The following is a 13,714-nucleotide window of genomic DNA, read 5'->3' on the forward strand; positions in this document are numbered from 1 at the left end:
TGTCCGATCCCGGATCGAGACGAAGGAAAATCGCAAGCAGGCCGACACCCGCAGGCTCTTTGCCTTGACGCCAGCCTAGGATCGTCCCTTCGGGAATCAGCTTTCCAGCAAGAAGGTGACCGGTCCATCGTTCTGGAGCGAGACGACCATGTGGGCGCCGAAGCGGCCGGTCTCGACGGGGAGGCCGGAGGGGAGGAGGCGGTCGATAAAGGTTCGATAGAGCGATTCGGCGAGGGGAGGCTCCGCGGCGGGGGTAAAGCTGGGGCGGGTTCCTTTGGCGACGTCGGCGACGAGGGTGAATTGAGAGATGACGAGAAGAGCCCCTCGGACCTCCTCGATCGAGCGGTTCATCCGTCCTCTTTCGTCCTCGAAGATCCGGTAGCCGAGGAGCCGCTCCGCGAGCCGAACCGCCTGCGCGGTGGTATCCCCCTTTGCGATTCCGAGAAGGACGACGATGCCGGGGCCGATTCGACCAAGAACCTCCCGATCGACCGTGACCTCCGCCTGGATGACCCGTTGAAGGAGTGCCCGCATGGTCAAGATCTCTCCAGGGTGTCGGTCGGAAAACGAAGGTTTCCGGCGATCGGCGGTTAATCTCTGGCCTTCAACGGCTTTCCGCTGTTGGGCGGGGGCGCGGTCTGAAACCGATTCTCACCCGCCGCCTCCGCGTCGAGGGTGAGGAGAAAATCGGCCAGCCGGTTCAGGGCGGCATAGGTCAGCCGTTCTTTGAAATGTTTCGGCATGGCATCTTCAAAGCCGGGGACGATGAACCCGCCCGGATTGAGGATCGATTCGATCACATACTCTTTCGGCGTCGTTGCACGAACCCGCCCTTCCTTTAACGCCTGCTGATACGCCGGCGACTGGAGCCGCTGCGGCGCCGTCGTCTTCAGCATCAGCACCGGGCCGATCCTTCCGACCTGTGCAACCCGAACCCCGGGAATCTTGTGGCAGACGTAGCAGGCGAGCTTCTCGATGATCTCCTCCGGGCTCTCCTCGGCGAGGCCGACCTTAGATAGATCGGGGGGGGGCGGCGCAGAGGGGGCGGTGGTCTCCCGCACATCGCTCGACGTCAGCTTCTTCCCAAAATAACTTTCCCAATCTTCTCTGGCGGTGACCTTGGAGAGATCTCCGTTCGATCCGGTCTCCTGCAGATAGGCGACGATCCCCACCATCTCATAATCGCTCAGCCCGACTTCGGGACGATTGATCACCGGCATGACGCTCACCGTATCGTCGGTCTCCGGCAGGCCGAACCCTTCCACCACATAGCAGCTGGGGCAGTAGATCGACTCAATTAAATATTCTCCGGCCGTCCGCGCGTGGGGCCGAATTCCGCTCTTCGGCTCGCCCGACTCGGCGTACTTCTTGGCGAACATTTGATACCGCGCTTCTTTGATCCGGTCGGCCGCCCGCGACATCACCCCAATCAGCTTCGGAAAGCGGGTCGGCCGCTGTCCTTCCAGGATGACATGACAGGCGGGGCACTGACCGCGGCCGACGAACTCCTGACTCGCGTCGACTTTGGATGGATGGCCGCCGAAGATGACCCGCTCTCCCGTTGCGACCAGCTTCTCCGGCGAAAAGGGATCGCGGCTCGCCGCTCTCGAGATCTCTGCGGCGGGTGGGCCGGACGAGACCGGCTTTTTCGCCCGCGATTTCGTTCCGAACTCCCGGAACAAGACCAACACCAGAAGGAGCAGTGCCCCCAAAATAAAATGTAAAATCGGTCCTCTTATCTTCAATTTCTCTTCCTTCGGTTCAAACCATTATTTTAAGGAGGGTAAAAGGGTCGTCGGGAGGGTACCAGAAAGAGGGGGGGCGTTTCAAGCCCGCCCCTTTGTTGACAAGTCGGATCGAGGTTTGTACTATCAAACGGCAGTCCCCAGGAGGAAAGTGGGAGGAACGGATGAAGGGTTCAATCGCCTTTTTTATTGTCCTGTTCGCCGGGTCGGCCTTTGCCGCCGCACTGCTCACGACGACCGATATAGAGCAGATCACCGGATTAAAAGAGGTTCATACCATCCCGCGCGGCGCGCCGCCGACGGCCCAGGCCGATCTGAACTTCGTCGATCAGAGGGGTGAGATGCTTTTAACGGTGAGCGTCGGCGCGTCGGCGCTCTATGACAAGGCGAAGCAGCCGAGAAAGGTCGACGTTGGCGGGCAGACGATGGAAATACCGAGTTACCATGCCGAAGTCAGGGGATTGGGGGATGAAGCGTTCGATGCGCCGCCGGGAAACATGCAGCGGGCATTGTATGTGCGCAAGGGGACGCGCTCCCTTGCCTTGACCCGTTTCATCGACCCCAAGACGAAGCAGCCGGCGCTCACGATGGATCAACTAAAAGCACTGGCGAGCATTGTATTAGAGAGATTGTCGGATCATTCCGATTGAAATTTTCGCTCGGATAGCATTGCGCCGCCTGGCCGAGCACCGAAGGGATCCGGAAGAGAAAACTTTCAAACCGGTCCTTCGATGCAAGGCCCGCTTTGCTTGCTCCGAGCTTGTCCGGAGCAAGCAAACGGTTAGATGATGATGGACTTACATCCACCAGACCTTGTCAGGCACCTGTGCCTGCAGATAGCCCTGGAGCAGGTCCCGGCGCGCCACCATGCCGACGAGTTTTCCCTCTTCATCGACCACCGGTACCCGAATGAGATGTTTGTCTTCCAACATCTTTATGACATCATTGGCATCGGCGTTGGGTGAGATGGTGACCGGCGGTTTGTTCATGATCTCCTCCGCGGTGATATCGCTGAGGGGTGTTCCACCCCGTATCGCCTTGAGTAGATCATACTCGCTGACGATTCCGACCGGGATCATGTCGCTGTTCACGATCGGCACACTTCCGAAGTTGCCGGTGGTGAGCGCCGCGGCAATCGATTGCGCTTTGACTGATTTTGAAAAATAGACGACATCCTGTTGCATAAATTGTTCGGCGGTCAATGCGGTGAATTCGGTCTGACCGGTCAAAAAATCAACGCGTCTCATTTTTCGCCCTCCTATGTTTGGGGAGTGCAAGCTCCTGCCTTCCCCGATGATGCTTGAACCGATAGACAGTCAAGGACGATCTACTCGGTATATTTCTCTCTCTATAAACTAGAATGATTATGTCACGAAAGAAATGAATCGACCAGCTTTTAATGGGGGATCACCCATCAGAGTTACTTTTATTGAAAAGTAATCCTTTGGGATTATTAGGGTCCGGTACGGGGTAAATTCCGGAATTGGATGTCAGTGTTAGGCTTAAAGGAGAGACGATCCGAGTTTATTTAAAGACAACAACCGAGAAGCCAGCTTGGTATCTATGGCTTTGAATCGATTTGGTTTGAGGGTGCCCGCCGACAACTGACGCAAAGAGGCGCTTCGGCTTTAAGGGCGCGCCACCCCTGAAACCAGCCGTGCAGATGTCGACTGCAGAGGAGCCGCCGGCAATGGCTGCAGACCCCGCCGCCGGTCGGCTCAAATTTCCGGTGGCATTGATTGCACTCCATGAGAATGAAGTTCGTCGTTATCGACATTTCAAACTTGAATTCATCTTCAACCTCCAGATCGGCCTCACTTTATGCGCAGCGAGTGAATTTCAGAAATCCGGAACGAACAAATCCTTCTATCTTATTTCGGGCTTATTTCGGGATCTCCGGACGGCACGCTCGGCGAAGCTGCCCTCGCTTAAGGCGTTCATCTCAGGGGGGTGATGTTACCCGTCTTTGGTAAATTTCGCAATTGTTTCTTGGATGTTGTAATGCAGGGGAGTTGAAAAGGATGGGTCATACTTCACCTCTGGAGAGGAAAAAATGAGAACGATTTTACGTCTGGACAGACGGGTGGCAGCTACATGAGGCATCCTTCTGCCGTAGAAGAGAATCATCGTCTATCTTGATCCTTAACGCCCTTTGCCGAAGACTTCCAGCGCCAGCGGAATAGTGGTGATTGCGCCCACCAGCGTCAGCGTCCATCCAATCGCCTTTCGCTGGCTTTGATTGAATCTATCGGCGAGCAAAAGCCCGATTCCTGCACCGAGGAGCGCCCGTGTTCCGGCGATCAGTGCCATCTCCGGCAGGGTGACCGACGCTGTTCTGGTCATGCCGCCCCCTTTTATAATCGAAAGCATGCTTTTCATAGGACCTCCTAATTTAAAGTTTTCTTCGGGGGTCAACCCCCCGAAGATGAAAGTGTGATTTCTATTTTTATCTATTGTATATTGTTCCTCCTGTTCACAACAAGGGCCTAACTTACAGTGGGAAAATCTGTTTTGTGCCGGATGGCGGATTTCCGGTGAATACAGTCGAGAATGATACCGGGCGTCCTGGTAAGCGCTCCGAGATAGAATCTCAATCGTCGTCTTCTAAAGCAAAATAATAGACAGAATCCCAAATGGGGGTTAAAATTTAGCGCGAGATCTTTTGTGATCGAGGGAACCGTTTCTCTCCGTCTCCATTTCTCATGTTCGCGCCAAAGTGCACTGCTTTTACATTTGGATATCGGGCGGGTGATCGATGAAGTCTGTTGGGCAATATAAAATTCTAGAAAAGGTCGGGGAAGGGGGGATGGCGACTGTCTTTCGTGGCATTCAGCCTTCTTTGAACCGATCTGTCGCGATTAAGTTTCTCTCTCATAAATTGGTTGAGGAGAACACGATCGTCGAGCGTTTCAACCGGGAGTCTCTGATCATCGCCCGCCTCTCCCACCCGAACATCATCCATGTCATCGACCGCGGCATCTCTGAGGAGGGGATGCCCTATTTCGTGATGGATTATGTAGAAGGGACCAATCTTGCCTTGCTGATGAAAGATCCCGGGTTCGATCTCAACCGAAAGCTCGATATCATCATTCAGATCTGCAAGGCATTGTCCTATGCCCACAAAAACGGGGTTGTCCATCGGGACATCAAGCCGGCCAATATCCTGATCGACAAAGAGGGGAATGCGCTGGTGACCGACTTCGGCATCGCCCAATTTTATGAAAACGGGAAAGAGGAGGACGCGCTGACGAAAGAAGGAATGGTGATGGGAACCCTTGCCTACATGTCGCCGGAGCAGAGAAGCGGATCAAAAAATGTGACCGCCGCGAGCGATCTTTATTCCCTCGGCGTGATGATGTATGAGCTCTTTGCAGGGAAGCGGCCGAAGGGGAACTTTAAAGGCCCATCGAACTATAATGCAAGCCTTCCGGAGGAGCTCGACGGGGTCGTTGCCACCTGTTTGGAAGAGGAGCCGGGCGATCGTTACAAGTCGGCCGATGAGGTCAAGAACCAGCTGCTGAATCTGCTGCAGGGAGCGCATATCCGAGAGACCCAAAAGGAGCGGGCGCTCGAGAGTGTCGCGAAAACGGAGGACCGATTTGTTTTGCTCGATGTGATTAAGGAGACCGAATACGGCGGGGTCTATCTTTTTCAAGACAAAACGGATGATCAGCGGATGGTGGTGAAGAAGTGCCGGAGCAGCCGGGAGCTCCTGATTTATAAAAAGCTGATGACGACGTTGAAACATCCGAACATCGTCAACATCTATGGAATATCCGAGGAGCGAGGGATCCTCAACATCGTCATGGAATATGTGAGCGGAGGAAATCTCAAGGAGCGGTTTGTCCAAAAACATCCCTGGCAGGAAACGATTCAGCTGATCCGGGTGGTCTGTGAAGCGCTTAACTTTGCCCACAAGCATCACGTCATCCATGGCAACCTCCGGCCAAGCAATATTTTGATCGATGACTCGGGCGGGGTCAAGCTCTCCGATTTCGGATTGGAGGAGCATTATCCCGGAGCGGGAAAAGAGATGAATTGGTACAGCCCGCCCGGCGAAAAGAGAACGGTGCAGGCCGACATCTATGCGGTCGGAGCGATCGTGTATGAGATGATTGCCGGCGCCCCTCCCGTTTGGAAAGAGGGAAGCCCGGTCCCGCACGAGGAGTTTCGCCTCCTTCCGTGGGACCTCTGGCCGATGATCTCCAAGATGATGTCGCGAAAACGGGAGAGCCGCTTCAGAAATTTTGACGAGGTGATCCGTGCAATCGACGCGCTCCTCCTGGAGGCGGAGGAGGCGAATAAAACCGTTACGCGGAGCAAGGTGAAGAGCGGGACTGCTGGAAAGGTGATTCTCGTTTTAGTGATCCTTCTATCGACCCTCCTTGCCGGCGCTTATCTTGCCTGGAGATTCAATCCTGCCATGAAAGAGCGAATCGAAACGCTTCTTTACTCCTTCCGATAAGATCGGAGGGATCAAGGCCCTTCTGCAACAAATAAATTGCCTGTTCCTCCCGTTTTGCTGTTGTTCCTATAGGGGATTTCAAGCAAACGACTAGGATAAAAGTAAGGTCCCTTCATTCGCTTTTTCCTCTCACCCCCCTCGTTCGAGGTGATTGCCGGAAAGGTATATCTCATTATAGTATGAATCTGCCGAATCCTCAGGAGGAGATATCAGCAGGAGCGCCATCGCAGCGGAAAGGCTTCTCGAAATCGTCGCCGACCTGGTGGGATTCAACGAAGGACCCATATGATGAAAGTGAAAAAACATCCGTGGTGGCTTCTGGTCATTTTAATCGGTCTGCTTCTTCCTGCGGCCTTACTCCAAACTTCCTCTCTTGCCCCTGAAGGCGAACCCCTCGGTCTCTTTTCCGAATCGCTTCTTTCTCCGAAAGAGAGGTCCTCAAACGCCAAGCAAAAAAGACCGGTCCACCCCCGTTCAGAAAAGTTCCCAGCAGACACGATCCTTTCACCCTTTAAGGAGAGCCTCCCGCAGGTGACGGAAACGCCCGCTCTAACAGAGTCGCGGCCATTCACGACTACCGAGACTTCTCGCTCCTCCGAAGAGCCGGTCCAAGAAATTTTTCCTTTTCCTGACAAAGGGGTCCAAACGGAATCGGTTTCGCTCCATGGGGATGACCTTCCGAGCACCCACCCGAGGTTGTCTTGGGAGAATCCGCCGTTCACCCCCGTCTCCTTTATAGGCGCGGTAGGTGGGGGAGGGGCCGGAAGCGCAGCCCGGCCGGTTAATAGCGGGCCGCATCCGACCGATGGCCCCAAACCGCCGGAGACCGGTTCAAAAAATCCCGGCCCCGCACCGATCACCTCGGAAGAAAATCCGAAGAGCCCCGATCCTGCGCCGGCCGCTCCCAAGGAAAATCCACCCTCAGAAAATCGGCCGTTGCCGGGAGACCCGTTGCCGGTCGCGCTGAACGACCCTGACGAAGGCACTTCCCCTTCACCGGAAGCGTTGCCGCCGATCGTTGTTGCGGAGACGGATCATCCTTCCCTTCTCACTGAGCCGACCGACTCAAAGGATACTGCGACCGTCCCGGAACCGAGCACCCTCCTTCTCGTCGGATCAGGGTTGAGCGGGCTCGCGCTCCTCAAAAGAAAAAAGAAATAACGCATCCCACGGCGAGCCTGGCTCAGGATTTTATGGTAATCCTCTAGCCGTTCGTCAATAACCTTTTTGTCTTCCTCAGTCAATTCGACCGCGGCCGCTTCGGCGGCGATCGTATCCCAAAGATCCTCCACCAGCTGAATCCGCTCCGGAATGGAAAGGTTCAGTAAATCCGTTGCAGTCGGCTTTTTCAAAAGATCACCTTTTACCGATTTATTACGGATGTTTCTTTTCACATGCTTGAAAATCGTTATACAGAGCTTACTAAAATGAAGAGCGGATGCCAGAAGGAAGAACCCGCCCGGTGGATCATTCACGGTTATTGAGAATGAAGAAAATGAAGAAGGCAGTTGCCAAAGCGATCAGGACGAGGAGGCGAGCCCAACGAACGGTCCGCTTTTCATCTTCCCCGGAGATCACTCCGAATCCTTTTGCGCCGGTGTATCGCAGAACGAGGATGAGCAGGCCGAAAAGAAAAAGGAAAGCAACATCGAACGCGAAGGGCTCCCAGGCTTGTATCTTACTATAATTAGCTAATAGCATTTGAAACCGATGGCGTTATCTTAAGAATGCCATTTTGAAAGAATTCCTATGGTCGTATGAAGTCGCTCCCAAAGAACGGCCGAGACGGATTGGTCAATTTCATACTGGCTTTCATATTGGACCAGTGTTTCGATTGGCGCTATGCAAAGGTTACGTTTTTCGATAAACTCACGATCATTTTCGTTAAAGCAACATTCCTCTCGAGAATTAAAGTTTATTCCCACCGGCCCGTTAAATATTAAAATTCCCTTGTGAGGAGTCGGGTGTCCACGCTTACTACTTGTTAAACCACCAGTTACAAGTGCGACAGGATCTATGTCTCCCCCCAAACCTTCCTTTCGGGCTTTTTCCTCGCCTGACAAGTCAAAAACCCAATCGTCCAATTGCCTGAGGTCCTCACGGCCTATATTCGGTTTTCTTGAAGATTTTACTTCCACCACAAGGGGTTCATTAAATTTGTTTTCCTTGAGGGCGATTACTACAAAGTCTTCCATGCCAGGCCGACCTTTTTCCACATTAAACCCCAATTTCTTTAATAACAGCCTGGCACGTATCTCAAGAGAGCTATTACCTAAGTCTTTGTCTTCTCCTAACGCCAGAGTACCGGCTTCAGTAAGCGATTCGAGGATGGACTTAATATTCTTAAGGAATTCATCATGTCGTAGTTGGAAGCTTAAGCTATCTAGGTATTCCCGTATTTTTTCTTGTAATTCGGACATTGCTTTGGATTCAAAAAAGAATGTTGGTATTCAAACGTTTCCAAAAAGATTACTCCTCTTTAAGGAATAATTCAATCTTGAGGAAGAGTGATTGTGGCGATAATTAAGATGTACGACAAGAGAAACGGAATGGTTGATATACAAATAATAATGAAGGACTGAGGATGCTACCGCGCCGCCAACCCTGTGAACACACTGGTCGCAGCGACAGAGAAATCAATAAACGGTTGAGGATAGACGCCTAGGAGGATCACGCCGGCAATGCCGGCGTAGATCACGACTTTCAGCGGCATCGAGAGATGAATGGGGGTGGTCTCTTTTGGTTCGAGGATGTAGATCTTCTTCACCACGATCAGATAGTAGTAGAAGGAGATGATCACGTTGATCAGGCCGACCGTCACCAAAAAGAACATCTTCTGATGAACGGCGGCGGCGAAGATATAAACTTTGCCAATGAAGCCGGCCAACGGCGGGACGCCGGCGAGCGAGAGAAGAAAGACCAGCATTGCAAAGGCGAGCAGCGGCGAGCGGCGGCTGAGTCCCGCGAGGTCGTCGATGTCGTCTTTGTTTGTCAGGTTTGAGAAGATGATCACCACGGTAAAGGCGCCGAGGTTGGCGAAGAGGTAGGTCAGCATATAGAAGAGGAGCGAGTCGCCCCCCATCTTCGTCCCGGCGGCCATCCCGATTAAAATGTTTCCGATCTGCGCGATCCCGGAGTAGGCGAGCAGCCGCTTCATGTTCTTCTGGGCGATTGCGGTGATGTTGCCGTAGGTCATCGAGAGGATCGAGAGCGCGGCGATGAACCAGGTCCACTCCGACCGCATGTCGCCGAACGTCGCGAACATCACCCGGAGGAAGAGGGCGAAAGCGGCCGCCTTCGGCGTGATCGAAAGGTAGGTCGTGATCGGCGTCGGGGCGCCTTCGTACACGTCGGGAATCCAGGTGTGAAAGGGGACCGCGCCGACCTTGAAGCCGAGTCCGACGAAAATGAAGAGAACGCCGAGAATAAGCGCGATCGAATGCTTATCTTGGAGCGCCGCGATCTCGCGGAAGTAGATCGTCCCGGTCGCGCCGTAGATCAGGCTGATGCCGTAGGCGATCAGCGAGGCGGCCAAGACGCCGAGGATGAAGAACTTGATCGCCGCCTCGTTCGATTTGAAATCGTCCCGCAGATAGGCGACGAGGATGTAGAAGCCGAACGTCGAGAACTCCAGCGTGATGAAGAGGGAGAGGAAGTCGTTGGCCGACGCCATGAACATCATCCCGAGCGCGGCAAAGAGAATGAGGTAGTAGTACTCCCCTTTAAAATAGGGGATTTTTTTCAGATAGTCGATCGACACCAAGGTCACGAGGATCGTCGAGAGGAGAATAAAGATCTTGAAGAAGATGGCGAGCGGATCGAGGACGAACATCGAGTTGAAGAGGCTTCCTTGGACCCCGCTGACTGCAAAGCCGACGAGCTGCAGGGCGATCAACGCCATCCCGCCGATCGAGAGGTAAGCGAGCGTTGTCTTCGAAAACTTCGGGAAGATGAAGTCGATCGAGAGGATGACGCATGACAAGAGGGTCATCCAGAGCTCCGGCGCCATCAAGGTGAGATTCAGATCGGCCCAATTCAACGGCGGCATTTAGTGTCCTCCTGAAGCGTTCGCGTCGGTCGGTGGGGGAAGGGTCTCCGGCGTCGCCGGTGTTCCTGCCGGGGCCGGTGCGGGCGCCGGCTCCGCGGCGATCGCCGGGGCCGGTGTCTCCGCCGGTGTTGTCATCCGTGCAATGATCGGCGTCACCCCCGATTGGATCACATTAATAAACGGCGCGGGATAAATTCCGAAGAAAAGGGTCATCGAAGCAAGCAGAACGAGCGGGAGGCGGTCGACCACCCCATGCGCATCGACGATATGGGACATCTTCGGGTCGGCCTCGCCGAAGAACATCGCCCGGATCATCCGGAAATAGTAGGCCCAGGTGATGGTGATCGCCATCGCCGCCAAGACCGTCTGGACCGGGTAGACCTTCCAGCTTCCCAAAAAGACCATCAGCTCGCCGATGAAATTCATCGCCCCCGGCATTCCGAACGACGCCGCCGAGCCGATGACAAAACAGGTGGCGATGAACGGCATCTTCGACGCCAGCCCGCCCCCCATCGACGGAATGTCGAGGGTGTGGGTCTGGTAGTAGATGTAGCCGGCGAGCGCGAAGAGCAGCCCCATCGCCATCGCGTCGGCGAAGAGGAAGAAGACGGCGCCGGTCAGCGAGATCAGGTTCAGCGACGCCATTCCGAGGAAGATATACCCCATGTGCGCCACCGACGAGTAGCCGACGACGAACTTCGTGTCTTTCTGGAGAAAGGCGACCAACCCGCCGTAGAAAATGTTGATCACGCAGAGGACGGCAATGATCGGCATCCACTGCTGCGTCGCCGCCGGAAAGAGGAAGAAGCAGATCCGGATGATCGTAAAATGGCCGAGCTTCTTCAACACCCCGGCGTGCATCATGCTCGCGGCGGCGGGGGCGGCGGCATAGCCGACCGGCGACCAGGAGTGGAAGGGGAAGATCGCGGCGATCGGCGCGAAGCCTAAGAAGATGAGCCAGAAGTAGAGATCCTCTTTTGCTTTTAACGCCCCCCCCTTCTCGGCGAGCTCAAGGATGTTGAAGGTCCGGAGGCCGGAGTCGACATAGACGAGCAACAGCCCGAGCAGCGCGACCACCGCGCCGAGCGAGAGATAGAGGGTCAGCTTCATCGCGGCGTACTCTTTGCTCGACCGGTTGAAGTTGAAGAAGTGGGAGACCGAATCGGCGAGCGGGTTCCCCTCTTTTTTCATATCGAGGTAGCCCTTGGTGTGCCGGCCCCAAATCGTCAAGAAGAGGTACATCGGGATCACCGAGAGCTCGTAAAAGAAAAAGAGGAAGAAGAGGTCGAGCGACATGTAGACCCCGATCGTCGCCGAGCCCAAGATCAAGAGGTTGATGTAGAACTCTTTCAAGCGGTCTTTGACATGCCAGGAGACGAAGATTCCGGCAAACATCAACATCGAAGAGGCGAGGACCATCGGCGCGCCAATCCCGTCGACCCCGAGGAAGAAGGCGATCCCGAGCTCTTTCGACCAGCGGTAATGTTCCTGAAACTGAAAACCTCCGGCGGTATGGTCGTACGACATCATCAGATAGGCCGAGGCGAGGAGCGAGAGGCCGGCGAAGGTGACGGCGATCCCCTGGACGATCTCCCGCTGTTTGTTCGAGACGAAGAAGAGAAGGAACGCCCCGGCAAACGGCGTGAAGAGGATGAAGGAGAGGAGGTGGCTATTTGACATGGGGTCCCTCCCTTTTTTTCATCTCCGGCGTCGAAGGGGTCGTCTCCTTCGGGGCCGGAATGGGGGAGGCGAGCGGATTCTCCTCATCCAACGCGTCAAACTGGAAGAGCCCGGCCGGGGTGGCAATCGCAGCCGGTGCCGCCGCCGGTTCAGCCGGTGATGCTATCGGATCTGCAATCGTCCCGCCGACCCGCTGGGTGACGAAGTCGATCGAGCCGTCCATCACCTTCAGAAACGGCATCGGGTAGATCCCGACCCAGAAGATCATCACGGCAAGCGCGACGCAGATCCCGATCTCCCGGGCATCAAGATCGGGGATCGTCTTGTTCTTCGGATTGGTGATCTCTCCCATCATCACCCGCTGATAGAGCCAGAGGAGATAAGCGGCGCCGAGGAGCACGCCGAGGATCGCGGTGAGGGTCAGCCGCCAGTCGAGTCTCGCGGCGCCGACCAGAATCAACAGCTCGCCGACAAATCCATTCGTTCCCGGAAAGGCCATCGAGGAGAGGGAGATCATCAAATAGAAAGCAGCGAAGATCGGGAGGCGCTTGCCGAGCCCGCCATATTCGGAGATCGCTCGGGTGTGGCGCCGCTCATAAAGAAATCCGACGATCAGAAAGAGCCCCGCCGTCGAGATCCCATGATTCAACATCTGAATCATCCCCCCCTGAATCCCGGCCCGATTCAGCGCGAAGATTCCCAGGACGACAAACCCCAAATGGCTGATCGAAGAATAAGCGATCAGCTTTTTGATATCGTCCTGCGCCAGCGCCAGCAGCGCGCCGTAGACGATCCCGATCACCGAGAGGATCGTCATCATCGGAACGAAGTTGGCCGAGGCGATCGGCAGGAGCGGGAGGGAGAAGCGGACGAAGCCATAGGTCCCCATCTTCAGGAGGACGCCGGCCAGCAGGACGCTCCCGGCGGTCGGCGCTTCGACGTGGGCGTCGGGGAGCCAGGTGTGAAAGGGGAACATCGGGACTTTAAAGGCAAATCCGAAAAAGAGGAGGAGGAAGACGATGTTCTGCTTCGACTCCGAAAGCGGCGCCTTCAACAGATCCAAGAGGCTGAACGAGTAAGCCTGTGGAAGATTCTGCGCCAAGGCGTAGTCATGATAGTTCAAATAAAGGATCACGAAGCCGACGAGCATCAAGACCGAGCCGGCCAGCGTGTAGAGGACGAACTTCAGCGAGGCGTAATCGCGGTTGGCGCCCCCCCAGACCTTGATCAGGAAGTACATCGGGATCAGCATGATCTCCCAGAAGAGAAAGAAGAGGAGGAGGTCGAGCGACACGAAGACCCCAACGACCGTCGTCTCGATCACCAGGAGACAGATCAGATACTGTTTCAAATACGACTCGATCCCTTTCCAAGAAAAGAGGACGAGCAACACCATCAAAAAGGTCGTCAGGGTGACGAGGAAGATGCTGATCCCGTCGACCCCAATATGATAGGCGGCGCCGAGCGGACGGATCCAGTTCGCTTCCTCGACGAACTGCATGTTCGCCGTCCCCCGCTCGAAGAGCGCCGGGAGGAGCAGCGAGAGAAGAAAGACGACCGACGACGTGATCAGCGCCGTCATCCGCATCTGCCGCTCGTCCTTCAAGAGGGAGATCGCCAACGCCCCGACCGCCGGAAGAAGAAGGAGCAGTGTCAGCAGCGGAAAGCCGATTTGGGTGTTCGCGAAGATTTGATCGATTGTGCTCACCATTATTTGTCCTTACAACCGTTTCCCTTCGACAGGCTCAGATTCTCCGTTCGTGCTGAGCTGGTCGA

11 protein-coding genes and 1 pseudogene are annotated in these 13,714 nt (G+C 55.1%); 3 read left to right on the forward strand and 9 right to left on the reverse strand.

Going from position 1 to position 13,714, the window contains the following annotated elements; translation table 11 throughout:
• Window positions 1-96: 96 nt before the first annotated feature.
• Entirely contained in the window at window positions 97-534 is a 438-nt protein-coding gene (locus HY282_01765) for a D-tyrosyl-tRNA(Tyr) deacylase (GenBank protein MBI3802474.1), read from the reverse strand.
• Window positions 535-590: 56 nt separating this feature from the next.
• Window positions 591-1,745, reverse strand: a complete 1,155-nt coding sequence (locus HY282_01770) for a hypothetical protein (protein MBI3802475.1) — start codon at window positions 1,743-1,745, stop codon at window positions 591-593.
• A 164-nt stretch (window positions 1,746-1,909) separates the two neighbouring features.
• Here HY282_01770 and HY282_01775 point away from each other — a divergent pair, with 164 nt between their 5' ends.
• Window positions 1,910-2,395 (forward strand): hypothetical protein, encoded by a 486-nt coding sequence (locus HY282_01775; protein MBI3802476.1) that lies wholly within the window; start codon window positions 1,910-1,912, stop codon window positions 2,393-2,395.
• Window positions 2,396-2,542: 147 nt separating this feature from the next.
• Here HY282_01775 and HY282_01780 read toward each other — a convergent pair whose 3' ends face one another.
• Window positions 2,543-2,992 carry a CBS domain-containing protein gene (locus tag HY282_01780; protein ID MBI3802477.1) on the reverse strand — a complete coding sequence of 150 codons (450 nt, stop codon included), beginning with the start codon at window positions 2,990-2,992 and terminating at the stop codon, window positions 2,543-2,545.
• Between the two features lie 895 nt (window positions 2,993-3,887).
• Window positions 3,888-4,088: a hypothetical protein gene (locus HY282_01785; protein MBI3802478.1), complete on the reverse strand. Its 201-nt coding sequence runs from the start codon at window positions 4,086-4,088 to the stop codon at window positions 3,888-3,890.
• 412 nt (window positions 4,089-4,500) lie between these two features.
• Between HY282_01785 and HY282_01790 the strand changes: the two genes are divergently transcribed.
• Both HY282_01790 and HY282_01795 read left to right on the forward strand, forming a co-directional pair.
• Window positions 4,501-6,210, forward strand: a complete 1,710-nt coding sequence (locus HY282_01790) for a serine/threonine protein kinase (GenBank protein MBI3802479.1) — start codon at window positions 4,501-4,503, stop codon at window positions 6,208-6,210.
• A gap of 696 nt (window positions 6,211-6,906) precedes the next feature.
• On the forward strand, window positions 6,907-7,371 hold the full coding sequence (locus tag HY282_01795) for a PEP-CTERM sorting domain-containing protein (GenBank protein MBI3802480.1): 465 nt from the start codon (window positions 6,907-6,909) through the stop codon (window positions 7,369-7,371).
• On the opposite strand, the pseudogene HY282_01800 reads toward HY282_01795, so the two are convergent.
• The 5 genes and pseudogenes from HY282_01800 to HY282_01820 form a co-directional block, all read right to left on the reverse strand.
• A pseudogene (locus HY282_01800) lies at window positions 7,327-7,562 on the reverse strand (addiction module protein). The gene HY282_01795 and the pseudogene HY282_01800 overlap by 45 nt on opposite strands.
• Window positions 7,563-7,931: 369 nt before the next feature.
• On the reverse strand, window positions 7,932-8,630 hold the full coding sequence (locus HY282_01805; GenBank protein MBI3802481.1) for a hypothetical protein: 699 nt from the start codon (window positions 8,628-8,630) through the stop codon (window positions 7,932-7,934).
• Window positions 8,631-8,797: 167 nt separating this feature from the next.
• Complete coding sequence (locus HY282_01810; protein ID MBI3802482.1) at window positions 8,798-10,258, reverse strand: NADH-quinone oxidoreductase subunit N; 1,461 nt, start codon at window positions 10,256-10,258, stop codon at window positions 8,798-8,800.
• Window positions 10,259-11,938, reverse strand: coding sequence for an NADH-quinone oxidoreductase subunit M (locus HY282_01815; GenBank protein ID MBI3802483.1), 1,680 nt, complete (start codon window positions 11,936-11,938; stop codon window positions 10,259-10,261). It lies immediately after the preceding gene.
• Window positions 11,928-13,649 (reverse strand): NADH-quinone oxidoreductase subunit M, encoded by a 1,722-nt coding sequence (locus HY282_01820; GenBank protein ID MBI3802484.1) that lies wholly within the window; start codon window positions 13,647-13,649, stop codon window positions 11,928-11,930. Before HY282_01820 ends, HY282_01815 begins: the two co-directional genes overlap by 11 nt.
• Between the last annotated feature and the right edge of the window lie 65 nt (window positions 13,650-13,714).

Source organism: Candidatus Manganitrophaceae bacterium, assembly GCA_016200325.1.
Taxonomy (GTDB): Bacteria; Nitrospirota; Nitrospiria; order SBBL01; family Manganitrophaceae; genus Manganitrophus.